This window comes from Sphingomonas sp. SRI_018 (assembly GCF_057586275.1).
In genome coordinates, this window is the sequence record NZ_JBYCZO010000001.1 from 245,802 (window position 1) to 259,809 (window position 14,008).

General features: G+C 66.5%; 17 protein-coding genes. 5 read left to right on the forward strand and 12 right to left on the reverse strand.

The window, feature by feature from the left end:
• Positions 1-102: 102 nt before the first annotated feature.
• The 7 genes from AC2YHA_RS01245 to AC2YHA_RS01275 form a co-directional block, all read right to left on the reverse strand.
• Positions 103-1,443 carry a Y-family DNA polymerase gene (locus tag AC2YHA_RS01245; protein WP_487400058.1) on the reverse strand — a complete coding sequence of 447 codons (1,341 nt, stop codon included), beginning with the start codon at positions 1,441-1,443 and terminating at the stop codon, positions 103-105.
• Positions 1,444-1,538: 95 nt separating this feature from the next.
• Positions 1,539-2,501, reverse strand: coding sequence for a class I SAM-dependent methyltransferase (locus tag AC2YHA_RS01250; protein WP_487400059.1), 963 nt, complete (start codon positions 2,499-2,501; stop codon positions 1,539-1,541).
• A 53-nt stretch (positions 2,502-2,554) separates the two neighbouring features.
• Complete coding sequence (locus AC2YHA_RS01255; RefSeq protein WP_487400060.1) at positions 2,555-2,779, reverse strand: hypothetical protein; 225 nt, start codon at positions 2,777-2,779, stop codon at positions 2,555-2,557.
• Between the two features lie 264 nt (positions 2,780-3,043).
• On the reverse strand, positions 3,044-3,469 hold the full coding sequence (locus AC2YHA_RS01260; protein ID WP_487400061.1) for a DUF7684 family protein: 426 nt from the start codon (positions 3,467-3,469) through the stop codon (positions 3,044-3,046).
• Between the two features lie 77 nt (positions 3,470-3,546).
• Positions 3,547-4,032, reverse strand: a complete 486-nt coding sequence (locus AC2YHA_RS01265; protein WP_487400062.1) for a DNA-deoxyinosine glycosylase — start codon at positions 4,030-4,032, stop codon at positions 3,547-3,549.
• On the reverse strand, positions 4,029-4,421 hold the full coding sequence (locus tag AC2YHA_RS01270; protein WP_487400063.1) for a type II toxin-antitoxin system VapC family toxin: 393 nt from the start codon (positions 4,419-4,421) through the stop codon (positions 4,029-4,031). The genes AC2YHA_RS01265 and AC2YHA_RS01270 overlap by 4 nt, the downstream gene beginning before the upstream one ends.
• A complete protein-coding gene (locus AC2YHA_RS01275) occupies positions 4,418-4,696 on the reverse strand; it encodes a type II toxin-antitoxin system VapB family antitoxin (RefSeq protein ID WP_233783388.1) in 279 nt (92 codons plus the stop codon). Before AC2YHA_RS01275 ends, AC2YHA_RS01270 begins: the two co-directional genes overlap by 4 nt.
• 110 nt (positions 4,697-4,806) lie before the next feature.
• Between AC2YHA_RS01275 and AC2YHA_RS01280 the strand changes: the two genes are divergently transcribed.
• Together AC2YHA_RS01280 and AC2YHA_RS01285 are read left to right on the forward strand one after the other, a co-directional pair.
• Entirely contained in the window at positions 4,807-5,799 is a 993-nt protein-coding gene (locus AC2YHA_RS01280) for a cysteine synthase A (RefSeq protein ID WP_487400064.1), read from the forward strand.
• A 116-nt stretch (positions 5,800-5,915) separates the two neighbouring features.
• Positions 5,916-6,161 (forward strand): hypothetical protein, encoded by a 246-nt coding sequence (locus AC2YHA_RS01285; protein ID WP_233783384.1) that lies wholly within the window; start codon positions 5,916-5,918, stop codon positions 6,159-6,161.
• A 37-nt stretch (positions 6,162-6,198) separates the two neighbouring features.
• On the opposite strand, the gene AC2YHA_RS01290 is transcribed toward AC2YHA_RS01285, so the two are convergent.
• Complete coding sequence (locus tag AC2YHA_RS01290) at positions 6,199-6,504, reverse strand: alkylphosphonate utilization protein (protein ID WP_487400065.1); 306 nt, start codon at positions 6,502-6,504, stop codon at positions 6,199-6,201.
• Between the two features lie 9 nt (positions 6,505-6,513).
• The gene (locus AC2YHA_RS01295) at positions 6,514-7,821 is read right to left on the reverse strand and encodes a UDP-glucose dehydrogenase family protein (protein WP_487400066.1); all 1,308 of its coding nucleotides are present in this window, start codon (positions 7,819-7,821) and stop codon (positions 6,514-6,516) included.
• A 134-nt stretch (positions 7,822-7,955) separates the two neighbouring features.
• Here AC2YHA_RS01295 and AC2YHA_RS01300 point away from each other — a divergent pair, with 134 nt between their 5' ends.
• Positions 7,956-9,509, forward strand: a complete 1,554-nt coding sequence (locus AC2YHA_RS01300; RefSeq protein ID WP_487400067.1) for a hypothetical protein — start codon at positions 7,956-7,958, stop codon at positions 9,507-9,509.
• 2 nt (positions 9,510-9,511) lie between these two features.
• Here AC2YHA_RS01300 and AC2YHA_RS01305 read toward each other — a convergent pair whose 3' ends face one another.
• Positions 9,512-10,798, reverse strand: a complete 1,287-nt coding sequence (locus tag AC2YHA_RS01305) for an MFS transporter (RefSeq protein WP_487401676.1) — start codon at positions 10,796-10,798, stop codon at positions 9,512-9,514.
• A 155-nt stretch (positions 10,799-10,953) separates the two neighbouring features.
• Here AC2YHA_RS01305 and AC2YHA_RS01310 point away from each other — a divergent pair, with 155 nt between their 5' ends.
• On the forward strand, positions 10,954-11,379 hold the full coding sequence (locus tag AC2YHA_RS01310) for a cytidine deaminase family protein (RefSeq protein WP_487400068.1): 426 nt from the start codon (positions 10,954-10,956) through the stop codon (positions 11,377-11,379).
• A gap of 33 nt (positions 11,380-11,412) precedes the next feature.
• On the opposite strand, the gene AC2YHA_RS01315 is transcribed toward AC2YHA_RS01310, so the two are convergent.
• On the reverse strand, positions 11,413-12,411 hold the full coding sequence (locus AC2YHA_RS01315) for an NAD-dependent epimerase/dehydratase family protein (protein ID WP_233783373.1): 999 nt from the start codon (positions 12,409-12,411) through the stop codon (positions 11,413-11,415).
• A gap of 9 nt (positions 12,412-12,420) precedes the next feature.
• Positions 12,421-13,635, reverse strand: a complete 1,215-nt coding sequence (locus AC2YHA_RS01320; protein WP_487401677.1) for a nucleotidyltransferase family protein — start codon at positions 13,633-13,635, stop codon at positions 12,421-12,423.
• Between the two features lie 155 nt (positions 13,636-13,790).
• Between AC2YHA_RS01320 and rpsU the strand changes: the two genes are divergently transcribed.
• Complete coding sequence (gene rpsU, locus AC2YHA_RS01325) at positions 13,791-13,997, forward strand: 30S ribosomal protein S21 (protein ID WP_146570052.1); 207 nt, start codon at positions 13,791-13,793, stop codon at positions 13,995-13,997.
• Positions 13,998-14,008 lie beyond the last annotated feature (11 nt).

Sequence of the window (14,008 nt, forward strand, 5' to 3'; positions counted from 1 at the left end):
GCAGCAACTGACGTCAAGACCCTAGCTTTGCAGCGATTTGGGACGGTCGTGCATCGCAGCATTTAAGCAGATATCTCGCGTTTCGGCGGGAAGCCACGGATTTCATTCGTGGAACTCGTCCAGCTCGGGGATGCGCCCGAACGCGATCTTGGTGCCGACCCGGTCGATGCGCCCGCCGTGGAGCGGACCGACGGTCACGGCGTTCCGCCCGAATCGCTCATTGATCCGATCCATCGCGCGGCTGAGCGACAGCGTCCGAGTCTCCCGTGCCAAGGGATCGTCGGGGTCGAGATGGACGAACAGCGAGCCCTGGTCCCCGGCTACCGCTGCGATCTCGGCGAGCGTCACGCCGATCATCCGCAGCCGGAACCCGCCCGGCCGCGCCCGCCCCGCCGCCGCCAGCCGTGGGAAGATCGCGTCGAGCGCGTGCAGCACCGTGAAGCTGTCCTGCGTCGCCGGCAGGCGGATCGAGGTTCGCCAGGCCGATTTATCGTCCTCGAACTTGCCGTGGAGCACCAGCAGTCGGCTGACATAGCCCTTGCGCCTCAGCCGGCTCGCCGCCTTGAGCGCGAGGCGCCGTGCGGTGAGTCGTGCCGGCTCCAGCCCGCGTTTCGAAGGCGAGAGGACGTGGCTGTGCCCGATCGTGCGGCTCTGGGTCGGCTTCTCGGGCAGATCGAGCCCATGGAGCAGGTACCAGAGCCGGTCGCCGTTGACGCCGCCCCACGCGTTCCCCGCATCGCGCGGTCGCCGTTCGCAGAGCTGGCGGATGTCGTTGATCCCGTCGCGCGCCAGCCGCCGCTCCATCTTGGCGCCGATCCCGGCGATGTCGCGGAGCGGCACGTCATAGAGCCGGTGCGGCAGGTCCTCGCCCTCGAACACCACCAGCCCGTCCGGCTTCACCATGTCCGACGCGAGCTTGGCGAGCAGCCGGTTGGGCGCGATCCCGACCGAGCTGGTCAGGCACTCGCCGACATTGGCGCGGATGCCTGCCTTGATCCGGCGCGCCAGCGCCATCGCAGCCTCGCGGCTATTCTCGTTGTCGAGCAGGCGGCAGGCGACCTCGTCGATCGAGCAGACCCGCGTGACCGGGATATGCTTCCAGATCTCCTCGACGATGCGGTTGTGGAACTCGACATATTTCTCATGCCGCGCCGGCGCGATCAGCAGCTCGCGGCACTTGCGCTTCGCCTCCCAGACCGGCGTGCCGGTCGAGATGCCGTATCGCTTGGCCTCGACCGAGGCGGCGATGGCGACGGTGGTGTCGCTGTCGACCGGCGCGACGATCACCGGCTTGCCGCGCAGCTCGGGCGAGAGCTGCTGCTCGACGCTGGCGAAGTAGCTGTTGAGGTCGAGGAACAGCCAGCGCAGCGGCCGCGGCGGAAAGGCGAGCAAAGCGGTACTCGCCGCATCGTTCCTTCCATCCCGGCGACTCAGCTTGGCCATGGTGGAACATTATCAGAACATTCCGACACCCGCGACCGGGGAAGAACCGCCGCCGGACTCTCGCGTGGAGTCCGGCGGCGGCGTCCGCCCGCGTCCTAGTCGCCGGCGGACCGGTGGCGGGGATGCGCCACCAGCAGGATGTGCGCGGCGCTGTCGATCAGCACCTCGTCGTCTGCGCACAATTGTTCGAGGCGATCGAGCCGGTGATCGGTCGCGCCATTGCGGATGCCGGGCGGATTCCAATCGGGATGGTCGACGAAGCGGCTGTGGAAGATATCGAGTCCGGCCACCTCGCCGACCGTGCAATCGCCGGCAAACAAGGCGCGGAGTTCGGCCGCGCGGAACAGGTGCGAGCCGAACTCGATATGGCGCCCGTCGGTCAAGTCGACCTCCATGCGATCCCGCTCATTGTCCTGACGGAAGCGCGTCGCCGCCTCGATCCCGGCGACGTAGATCGTCGGCAGGCTGCCGGCGGCGCGCACCGTCGCGATCACCGTATCGCGCGCAACCCGTGCCATCGCCGCCGCCGCGGCGGCATGCGCCGACGTCGGCACGTGATTGAGGACGCCATAGAGGCACATCACCAGATCGCACGAGGCGTCGTCCTCCTCGGCTAGCGCCGTTTCGAGGTCGGCGACCGCGAACTCGACGCCGATCGCCGGATCGGCCAGCGACCGCGCCGCGACATGGGCGAAGGCGATCATCTCGGACGACGGATCGATGCCGCGCGCCTCGATCGCGGTGAAGCCGAGCTCGCGGGCGCGCTGGACCGTGCGCAGCAGCCAGGTGCCCGGCCCGCAGCCGAGATCGAGGATGCGGATGGCATGACGGCGCCGGGTGCGGAGCGCCACCAACGCGGCCTCGATCCGCGCCCACAGCGCACGGTCGGCATAGTCGTAGCGTCCGCCGAACGCGAACAGCCCGCGCTCGGTATCGTCGGCGTAGCGGCAATAGGCCCCGCCCGCGCAGTCATAGGCATGCGCCGCATCCAGCGCGGGCGTCGAGGCGTGGTGTCGGGGACGGCCGTCACGGCCGCCTGGGATATGGCGAGTCGCCATCGCGAAGCTCCGATGAGAGAGGAAGGGAAGAGCGGATCAGCCGCGGAAGCTGGTCAGCGACAGGGGTCCCGGAATCCGGCGGTGGGATCGAGCGGCGGATCGGCCGACGCGTGCGGACGGGAATACGGCTGGCGGAGCAACCGCCGGTTGATCAGCAGCAGCTGGGTGAGGTTGCTGCGATGCTGGCGCCGGAGCCGTCGGCCGAGGCGGAACAGCAGCACCAGATTCGCCAGCGCGAGCGCCGTGGTGACGCCCCAGAGCGCAAAGGGCGCGGTCATGGTGATCGTCCGTCATGCGCGATGCCTGTCCGGCGTGGCGCCGGGGCAGCGGATCGATGAAGGCATGGATCGGGACTCCTTGGCCGGCGGGAAGCCCGCCGCTACGCACGACGCGACCGTTCGCGCCGCCCCGATCAGATAGTCGCGACCGCCATTAAGGTTCGACGGCGAAGGCGGATCGCTGGAATATGCGCGGCGTTAAGGGGCATTAGGAGGCAGGGTTGTAAATGGGCGGCCGCAATCGGTCGGTAGAGGCTGTTGGTGCTACTCGTGGCGAGCTGCCTCAAAGGCGCTCAGAAGTTCAGCTTCACGTTGATGCGCTGCGATATGGATAATGACGACATGCTCGATCGCCACGGTGGGATGCACTGCACACCGAGCCGCAAACCAGAGTGCTTCGGAAAGCGTTTCATTCTCATGCCAAGTGGTCATGACGAACTTGTCGTCCGGAATGTCCTTCCAATCGAATTTCGTGAGATTTGCGTCGTCTACGCTATCGTTCCAAGCACTACATTCCTTCCCCCAAGCGACCATGTAGAGACAGCCGCTACAGACAAGCCAATCGCTTATTAGCGTCCGCCATTCTTCCGTTACGGTCGCCTCAACTACGACGATTCCGATAAAGGGGTGGCACTCCACCTCGGGCGGCGACTGATTTGCTAAGAGGTGGAGATAATGGACATGGACCATATCGCAGCTCTAGCATCGAACTCCACATTGGTCGTGACGGATTTCACCAATAATAATCATCCGCGAGTAGGAACGGCTCAAAGGAAAGTGCGAAGTGCCGACCAGTCGGCCTGCTTGGCGGCGAGGCCGATAGTGTGGAGCGGACTCGAAGAGGGCAGGGCGATGGTTTCGACTGGAACGGCGGTGAGTAGTGCGTTGCCATGACGGTAGGCTGTTCCGCCGTTGAAGGCGACAGCGCGGAGGCGTGGAAGGCTGTTCACCAGCGCCACGAGATCATTCGGCGCGAGATCGCGGATCGCCGCGTCGCTGCTGCCTTCCCGCCGCCCGCTGGCGACGACATCCCACAGCCCGACGCCGGCCGCGAGCAGCGCCGTCAGCCGCGCATCATAGTCGAGCGCCGTCAGGTCGCGCCCGATCACCGGCGAGATCAATCGCCAGAACTGGTTCTGCGGATGCGCGTAATAGCGCCCGGCCCTGAGCGACGCCTCGCCCGGCAGGCTGCCGCAGACGAGCAGGCGGGTGCCGTCATCGACGACGGGCAGGAAGCTGCGTTTGAGCGTCACCGCGCCAAGGTAATGTCGGTGTGGTTGAAGTCGTCGCCCTTGAAAAGAAGGGGTTCGTTGGTGCCTCTGGCCAGAGCGTAGGCGAAACAGTCCCCATAATTGAGACGGGCGCGATGACGACCTTTACCGTATCTGTTGAAGGCTTCCCGACCGATGCGCGCATGATAGGCGTTCACCGGTATCAGCTCGATCCCGAAATGGGCGATGACCAGTTCCAGCCGTTCGCTGAGAACTTCGTCGTCATTGGCATCGATGACGATCGCCGCTTCGAGATAGTTCGCGACCGACATCTTCAGCGTTCCATAGTTCGCGTTCAATATCGGCTCGATCCATGCGGTTTCGGGCTCTTCGCGGAGGAGCACCACGAGGACGGAGGCGTCGACGATCATCTCGGCAATCCGTGCTCGTCATAAAGCAGATCGCCATGATCGACGGAAAGCATCGCACCCTTCCAACGCATCCGGCTGCCCCGGATAAGGCGATAGAAGGCCATTTCCCGCTCACGCATGGCATTCGGCTCCTTCGCCTTCTCGAGCGCGATCTGCCGCAGCCTGAGGCGGAGAGCGGCGGTGATCGCCTCGGTAATGCTTTCCCCCGTGGCTTCGGCGAGCTCTTCGGCGAGTGCCCTTGCTTCCGCGCTCTTGATATTGAGCTGAACGCCCATTTCTACCTCCGTCGGCGACCTTTCTACCATATGGGCCGCCGCGCCGCCAATTGCACCGCGGATAGTTTCGCTCGCTTGCCGCCGCCGCGTCGCCGCGCCATGTCTGCGCCATGGCCATCACACCCGACACGCTTGCGCTCATCGGCAACACGCCGCTCGTCCGGCTGAAAGGGCCGAGCGACCTCACCGGCTGCGACATCTACGGCAAATGCGAGTTCGCCAACCCCGGCGCCTCGGTGAAGGATCGCGCCGCGCTGTTCATCGTCGAGGATGCCGAGGAGAAGGGCCAGATCCGCCCCGGCGGCACCATTGTCGAGGGCACTGCCGGCAACACCGGCATCGGCCTGGCGCTGGTCGGCAACGCCAAGGGCTACAAGACGATCATCGTCATGCCCGAGACGCAGAGCCGCGAGAAGATGGACACCTTGCGCGCGCTCGGCGCCCAGCTCGTGCTGGTGCCCGCGGCGCCCTATTCCAATCCCGGCCATTTCGTCCACACCTCGCGCCGCATCGCCGAGGAGACGCCGAACGCGATCTGGGCCAATCAGTTCGACAACATCGCCAACCGCCGCGCCCATATCGTCGGCACCGCCGAGGAGCTGTGGGAGCAGATGGAAGGCCGCATCGACGGTTTCACCTGCGCCGCGGGCACCGGCGGGACCATCGCCGGCGTGGGGCTGGGGCTCAAGGCCAAGGACGCCGACGTCACCATCGCGCTCAGCGACCCGCATGGCGCCGCGCTCTACAGCTATTACGCCTGCGGCGAACTCCAGTCGGAGGGATCCTCGGTCGCCGAGGGGATCGGGCAGGGGCGGATCACCGCCAACCTCGAGGGCGCGCCGATCGACACCCAGTTCCGCATCGGCGACGAGGAGGGGCTCGAATGGGTCCGCCGGCTGCTGGCGGAGGAGGGGCTGTGCCTCGGCCTGTCTTCCGGCATCAACGTCGCCGGCGCGATTCGGCTCGCGCGCGAGCTGGGACCCGGCAAGCGCATCGCCACGATCCTGTGCGATACCGGTTTCCGTTATCTCTCAACGCTCTACAATCGCGAGTGGCTGCAGAGCAAAGGGCTGAGCGTTCCCGACTGGCTGGAGGCTCGTTGAGGCTTGCGCGGCGGCTCGGTTCGTCCCTCGAATCGGCTCGCCTCGACAAGTCCGTTACGAGATGTTACATTTATACCACAGCTATGAAGCCCGCTCCCCAGGATTCATCCCAGACGATGCAACGCGTGCGGGTCGGCATGACCGGCCTGGCGTCGGTGCTCGTGCTGATCGCGCTGGCCAGCGCCGTGTTCAATTCGGCGAGCCGCGCGCCCGCCGAAGCGGTCGGCGCGTCGAAGGCGGCGACCGTCGCCAATCTCGCCGACGCCTCGCTCGACAACAGCACTAAGCCCGCCGAGCCGCTCGCCGAACTCGGCGTCGCGCCGAGCACGACCGGCGAAGCCGAAGCGACTGCTGCCAAGTAGGCGGCTGGCCAAGCCTCGATTCGCGCCGCCTCGGATATCAATGCTTGCGCACGAACTCCGCGCGCAGGACCAGGCCCTTGATGCCTTCGTAGCGGCAATCGATCTCCTGCGGATCGCCGGTCAGGCGGATCGACTTGATGACGGTGCCCTTGCGCAGCGTCTGACCGGCGCCCTTCACCTTGAGATCCTTGATGGTGATCACGCTGTCGCCGTCGGCGAGGAGATTGCCGACCGCATCGCGGACCTCGACGCTGTCGGCCGCAGCGGCGCGCGCCGCGGCTTCGGCCGCGGACAGCCATTCGCCGGATGCCTCGTCGTACACATATTCGTCCGTGCCGCTCATGGTCCCTTCCTAGTCCCGCCCCACGCCGACCAGCGTCAGCCCGGCGCGCGCCGCCTCGGCGGGCGGGTAGATGTTACGCAGGTCCACCAGCAGCGGCGTCTTGAGCGTCCGCGCGATGCGGCCGAGATCGAGCGCGCGGAACTCGTCCCATTCGGTCACGATCACCAGCGCGTCGGCGCCGTCGATCGCGGCATAGGCGCTGTCGGCGAACTCGACGTCGTTCAGCAGCGGCCGCGCCTGCTCGACGCCCTCGGGATCATAAGCGCGCACCGTCGCGCCCGCGTCCTGCAGCGTCTGGATGACGGCGAGGCTCGGCGCATCGCGCATGTCGTCGGTGTTGGGCTTGAAGGTGAGGCCGAGCACCGCGACGGTCTTGCCCCGCACTTCGCCGCCCATCGCCTTGATCACCTTGCGGCCCATCGCGCGTTTGCGGCTGTCGTTGGCCTGCACCGTCGCCTCGACGATACGCAGCGGCGTGTCGTTGTCGTCGGCGGTCTTGAGTAGCGCCAGCGTGTCCTTCGGGAAGCACGAGCCGCCATAGCCCGGGCCGGCATTCAGGAACTTGCGGCCGATACGGTTGTCGAGCCCGATGCCGCGCGCCACCTCCTGCACGTCGCCGCCCACCTGCTCGCACAGGTCCGCGATCTCGTTGATGAAGGTGATCTTGACCGCCAGGAAGGCGTTGGCGGCATATTTGGTGAGCTCGGCGGTGCGGCGTCCGACGAACAGCACCGGCGCCGACTGGTTGAGCGACAGCGGCCGGTAGACCTCGCGCATCACCTGCCGCGCATCCTCGTCGTCGGTGCCGACGATCACGCGGTCGGGGCGCTTGAAGTCGCTGATCGCCGCGCCCTCGCGCAGGAATTCGGGATTGGAGACCACCTTGGCGCCGCTGTCCGGCGCGACCTCGGCGATGATGCGCTCGACCTCGTCGCCGGTGCCGACCGGCACGGTCGACTTGGTGACGATCACCGCGGGCTTGGTGAGGTTCTCGGCAATCTCCCGCGCGGCAGCGAAGACATAGGAGAGGTCGGCATGGCCGTCCCCGCGCCGCGACGGCGTGCCAACCGCGATGAACACCGCGTCGGCGTCCTTGACGCCCTCGGCAAGATCGGTGGTGAAGGAGAGGCGTCCGGCGCGGACATTGGCCGCGACCAGCTCGGCCAGTCCCGGCTCGTAGATCGGCATGACGTTGGCGTGCAGCGCCGCGATCTTGCGCTCGTCCTTGTCGACGCAGACCACTTCGTGCCCGAAGTCGGAGAAACAGGCACCGGAAACGAGCCCGACATAGCCGGTCCCGATCATCGCAATCCGCAAGAGACGTCCCCTTCAGGGTGTTGGTTCAGGTCGCCGTCTAGTCCGCGGTGGCGCAAGAAGGAAGGGGCGGGGCTTGGCGACGATCCTTGGTCCCGATAGCTTGCGGTTATTGCGCGGAAGGGGGAGCCGCCTCGATGAAACCGTCACGTCACCTGCGCCGATCGATCACCGTCCTCGCACTGGCGACGACATTCGCCGCCACGCCCGCCGCGGCCGAGTGGCGGGAGGCGACCAGCGATCATTTCCGCATCTATGTCGACGCCGGCGAGAAGTGGTTGCGCGGCTATGCCGAACGGCTCGAGCGGATCGACGCCGCGATGCGCTACATGCGCGGCATGTCGCAGGATCCGGACGCGCGATCGAACCGGCTCACCGTCTATGTCGCGGGCGGGGAGAGCGCGGTGCAGAAGCTGTGCGGCAAATGCCGCAACGTCGCCGGCTTCTACGTACCGCGCGCGGGCGGGTCGGTCGCCTTTACCGCAGTCACCATGGCGAATGATGTCACCGATCTCAAGTCGGACACGATCCTGTTCCACGAATATGCCCATCACTTCATGCTCGGCTACACGTCGTTGCCGTTGCCGCGCTGGCTGGTGGAGGGGTTCGCCGAGTTCAACGCCAGCGCCAAGGTCGAGCGCGACGGCACCGTCGGAATCGGCATGACCGCGATGCACCGCGCCTATGGCCTGCTCGTGCTGCATAAGCTGCCGATCGAGAAGCTGCTCGATCCGCCGGACAAGCCGTTCAGCGCCGAGGAGACCGAGGTCTTCTACGGCCGGAGCTGGCTGCTCACGCACATGCTGACGATGGTGCCTGAGCGCAAAGGGCAGCTCGCCAGCTATCTGACGCTCCTCAATCAGGGCAAGCCGAACCTGGAAGCCGCGCGCACCGCATTCGGCGATCTGAAGACGCTCGACCGCGATCTCGATCGCTACATGAACGGCCGCACCAACTATCTGCGCATCGAACCGTCGAAGGTCCCGATCGGCGAGATCAAGGTCCGCACCCTCAGCCCCGGCGAGGACGCGATGATGTCGGTCCGGATGCGCTCCGACCGCGGCGTCACCCGCGAGCAGGCGCTGGCGCTGGTGCCGGATGCGCGCCGGCGCGCCGCTCCCTTCCCCAATGACGCGGCGGTCCAGGCCCAGCTAGCCGAGGCCGAATATGACGCGGGCAACGACACCGAGGCGGAAGCGGCCGCCGATCGCGCGATCGCTGCCGATCCCCGATCGCGCGACGGCCTGCTCTACAAGGCGCGGGTCCTGATCCGCCGCGCGGTCACCGAAAAGCAGACCGACCCCAAGGTGTGGCAGGCCGTACGCAGTTGGATCGTCAAGGCGAACCGGCTCGATCCCAACGCGGCCGAGCCGCTGCTGCTCTACTACACCAGCTTCGGCGCGCAGCATGTGGCGCCGAGCAAGAGCGCGATCGCCGGCCTCGCCCGCGCCTACGAGCTGTCGCCGCAGGACCAGGGGTTGCGGATGCTCCAAGTCCGGCAGCTGCTGATCGATGGCGACGCCAAGGCGGCGCGTACGGTCCTCGCCCCGCTTGCCTATGATCCTCACAACCGTGCGGCGAGCAATCGGGCGCTTGCGCTTCTCCAGCTCATCGACGCGGGCCAGATCAAGGAAGCGCTGGCGGGAACCCCGGAGGAGGATGAGGACGGCGGCGACGATACCGCCGGCTAACCTCAATCCTCCCGGATCAGGCTCGCATTCCGCGTGTCGCGCATGGTGAGGTAGGTCACCAGCGACACCCCGATCAGCGCGGTGACGTACCAGTAGAAGCCGCGCTCATACCCCGCCTGCTTGAACCACAGCGCGACATATTCGGCCGTGCCGCCGAACAGCGCGTTGGAGATCGCATACGGCAGCGCCACGCCCAACGTCCGGATATGCGCCGGGAACAGCTCGGCCTTCACCACGCCCGAGATCGACGAATAGCCGGTGGTGATCAGCAGTGCCGCCAGCGCCAGCAGGAAGGCGGTCGTCGCATCGCGCGTCCCCTCCAGCGTCGTGAAGATCGGATAGGTCAACAGCACGCCGAGCACGCCGAAGCTCACCATCAGCGGCTTGCGCCCGATCCGGTCGCTGAGCGCGCCGCCGAGCGGCTGGGCGAGCATGAACAGGAACAGCGAGCCGGCGCTGATCCACGACGCGGTCTCGCGGCTGAAGCCGCTGGTGTTGACCAGGAACTTCTGCAGGTAGATCGAATAGGCATAGAAGGCGAGCGTGCCCCCGGCGGTGAGCGCCAGCACGATCGCGAACTCGCGCGGATGCTCGGTCAGCAGCCGTCCGAACGAGGAGCGCGGTGCCCCCTCGGCGCGTGCGTTCTCGAAGCTCTCGGTCTCCGACAGGCGCCGGCGGATGTAGAAGACGATCACCGCCAGCGCCGCCCCGATCGCGAAGGGGATGCGCCAGCCCCAGGCGTCGAGCGCCGCCTCGCTCATCACGGCCTGCAGCACCAGCAGCACGCATAGCGCGACGAGCTGGCCGGAGATCAATGTGACGTACTGGAAGCTCGCGAAGAAGCCGCGGTGCCGCCGCCCTGCCATCTCGGACAGATAGGTCGCCCCCGCGCCATATTCGCCGCCGACCGAGATCCCCTGCATCAGTCGCGCGAGCACCAGCAGGGCAGGGGCGGCGACCCCGATCGTCTCATAGCCCGGTGTCACCGCGATCAGCAGCGAGCCGAGGCACATCAGCGTCACCGACAGCGCGAGCCCGGCCTTGCGCCCGTAGCGGTCCGAATAGACCCCCATCCACCACCCGCCGAGCGGCCGCACCAGAAAGCCGACCGCGAACACCGCGGCGGAGCTGAGCAGCTGCGCGGTGCGGTCGCCTTCGGGGAAGAAATGGGGCGCGAAATAAAGGGTGAAGGCCGAATAGGCGTACCAGTCGTACCATTCGACCAGGTTGCCCGCCGATCCGCCGATGATCGAACGCAGGCGATGCGGTTTCGGACGCGTCGTGGTGATAGCTTCCTCCAGGGTTGCAGGCAAAGGTAAGCTGAGAGTGTCGTGCCCGGCAACTGGTCGCGGATTCACTCGACGGCAATCGCGAATGCTCAGCAGCTTGAGGTTATGCTCAACCGCACCTTCTGTTCACGACGCGTAGGGGGTAAGGTTTCTACATGAGCCTCGAGAACACCGCGGAAGACTTCAACCCGAGGATATTGATTGCAGCAGCAAAAGCCGTTGCCCACGAGCTGATTTGTTCCGAAGACTGTTCGGCGGCTAGCGTCGGGGCCGCATTGGTGACCTCGTCGAATACGATTCACACCGGGGTCTGCATCGACACTGCTTGCAGTCTCGGTTTTTGCGCAGAACACGCGGCTATCGCCGACATGCTCAAGCACCGCAAAACACATATCCTCGCCATTGTCGCCGTGAATAGCGATGGCGATGTGATGCCGCCGTGCGGGCGTTGCCGTGAATTGATGCGACAGGTGGATCCCAGGAATTGGCATTCGCGCATCATCGTCTCGGACGATGCGGTCGCGACGTTAGAGGAACTCATGCCTTACAGCGGCCCAAGCGCCGCAGGGGAGAACCAATGATGGTCGATCCTGGCAATCGACGCTCGCCTGCTGTTATCGCGAGTTCGTCGCCCGGGATTGATGATACCCCCGATACCATTCGACGAACCTCCCGATTCCCTCGGCGAGCATCACCTTCGGCCGATATCCGGTCAGCGCGTTGAGCGCGGAGATATCGGCATAGGTCGCTGTGACATCGCCGGGCTGCATCGGCCGCATGATCTTCTCCGCCTGCCGTCCGAGCGCGCTCTCCAGCGTCCCGATCATCTCCATCAGCCCGACGGGCTTGCTGTCGCCGATGTTGAGGATGCGCGGCGCCTTGCCCTCGGGCGGCCGGTCGAGCGCGCCGACGATCCCGTCGACGATGTCGTCGATGTAGGTGAAGTCGCGCGCCATCCTACCTTCGCCGTACACTTCGATGGGCTCGCCGGCGAGGATGCGGCGGGTGAAGCTGAAATAGGCCATGTCCGGCCGTCCCCACGGACCGTAGACGGTGAAGAACCTGAGACCCGTCTGCGGGATGCCATAGAGATGGGCATAGCTCGCGCTCATCAGCTCGCAGGCGCGCTTGGTGGCGGCGTATAGCGAGACTGGGGCGTTGACCGGGTCGCTCTCGCGAAAGCCCGAGCCGTCGAGCGGCCGGTCGCCATAGACCGAGCTCGACGAGGCATAGACGAGATGCTCGAAGCCCGGCGCATGCCGCGCGGCTTCGAGGATCGCGAGATGTCCGGCCAGGTTGGAGCGCTGATAGGCGAACGGATTGTCGAGGCTGTAGCGGACCCCGGCCTGGGCGGCGAGATGGACGATCCGCGTCATCCCGCTCTCCCTCACCAGCGTCGCGACCGCCTCGGCATCGGCGATATCGAGCCTTTCCATGCGGAAGCCGTCACGTCCTGCGAGCGTCGCCGCCCGTGCCTTCTTGAGGGCCGGATCGTAATAGTCGTTGAAATTGTCGACCCCGACCACCGTTTCGCCGCGGTCGAGCAGTCGATGCGCGACGGCATGGCCGATGAAGCCGGCCGCGCCGGTGACTAGGATGGGAGAGGGGCTCATGCCCCCCGATTATCGCTCGCGCGCCGATTGCGCCAGCGGAACGGCGCGGGGAAGCAGTCTCAGATTGCGCGCCGTCCAGCGAACCCCGCCGATCGCCGGCGCCAGCGCGGCCAGCCACGGCCGGTCCGCCAGGCGTGCGCGGTCGGTCGGATTGGCCGACTGGGCCCGCAATTGCGCCCATTTGTAGCGCCAGCTCGGGCGGAGAAGGAATTGCGAGGCGGTAACGGCCAGCGGAATCCCGGTCGGGTTCCTGCTTTCCTCGGTCTCGCTCCGGCCGGTCATGCAGCCGAGGGCTATGCGGACGAGGCGCCGGATCGCGCGATCGGCGCGCAGTCGGTTCGCCAACGCGTCCGGCAATTCCAATCCCAATAACGCTTCGCCGAGCAACAGTGCCTGTGCGGAGCAGCGTCCGGCCCCCATAGCATCGGCCATGGCATGAAGCTCCGCGACCGAAACGGAGGCGCTGCGGACCATCCCTGCCAGATCGGCCAGCCATTTGAGACGGATCCAGCCATGCATCGCTCCATGCGCGACGAGATGTGCGTAAAGCTCAGGCACGGCCAGGGTCTCGACCTCGGCTCCTGACTGCAGCGCCACCGTCTGCCGCGGACTGCGCGCCGTGAGGGCAGGCACGAGCAAGGGGTTGTGAAGGATTCGGCCGTGAAGCTCGATGCAGGTGCCATGAACAGGATGGCGCCAACTCGCTTCCTTGGCATGACGGAACCAGGCGGCGAGGGCGGCGGGCGGCAGATCGGGCGCGGGCGTGTTCCGTATATAGCCGGCATCGTCGAGCGCCGCCGCCGCCGCCGGGAGCGCGTCCGGCTCCACGACCACGTCGATGTCGATCGAATGCTTCAGCAGCGGATTGCCATAGGCGAGCGCGCCGAGCGGCATGCCCTTCAGGAACAGCGGCCGCGCGCCTGCCGCCCTCAGCGCCTGATCGAGACGGATCGTCTCGGCGATTTGGCGAAGCCCGTTCGCCGCCATGCTCCGGGCGAGATCTCTCAGTTCGCCAGCGATCTCGTCCGGCGCGCCGCCGCAGCGGCGGACGCCGTCGGCCGTCAACCCGATCACCCGATGGCGTCGGGCGATCGCCACGACGCGGCTCCAGTCGGTGACGGCCCGGCTTGCGTTCGTAATGGCCGACTCGCGCCCGGGATCGGCCGGCGCCCGGCAACAGGCACAGACGAACCGGAACTCCGCGCTTGCATTCAGAGGCGTCATCGCCAAGGCGTGCCGCCTCGGCCGCGGCCTGGCAACCTCCGTAAGAACCACTTCGGCGGCTTGCCTTTCCGGGCGTCCGCTGCTAGGGGCGGCGCTTCCCGCTGCGGGTGTCTGCTCGCGGCGCACTTCCATTTGGACCGGAGTTTGGCGGATTTATGCAGATCATCGTTCGCGACAACAATGTCGACCAGGCGCTGCGCGCGCTCAAGAAGAAGCTGCAGCGTGAGGGCGTCTATCGCGAGATGAAGCTGCGCCGTCACTATGAGAAGCCGAGCGAGAAGCGCGCCCGCGAGCGTGCCGCCGCGGTCCGCCGCGCGCGCAAGCTCGAGCGCAAGCGCATGGAGCGTGACGGCGTCAAGTAAGCCTCGACCGT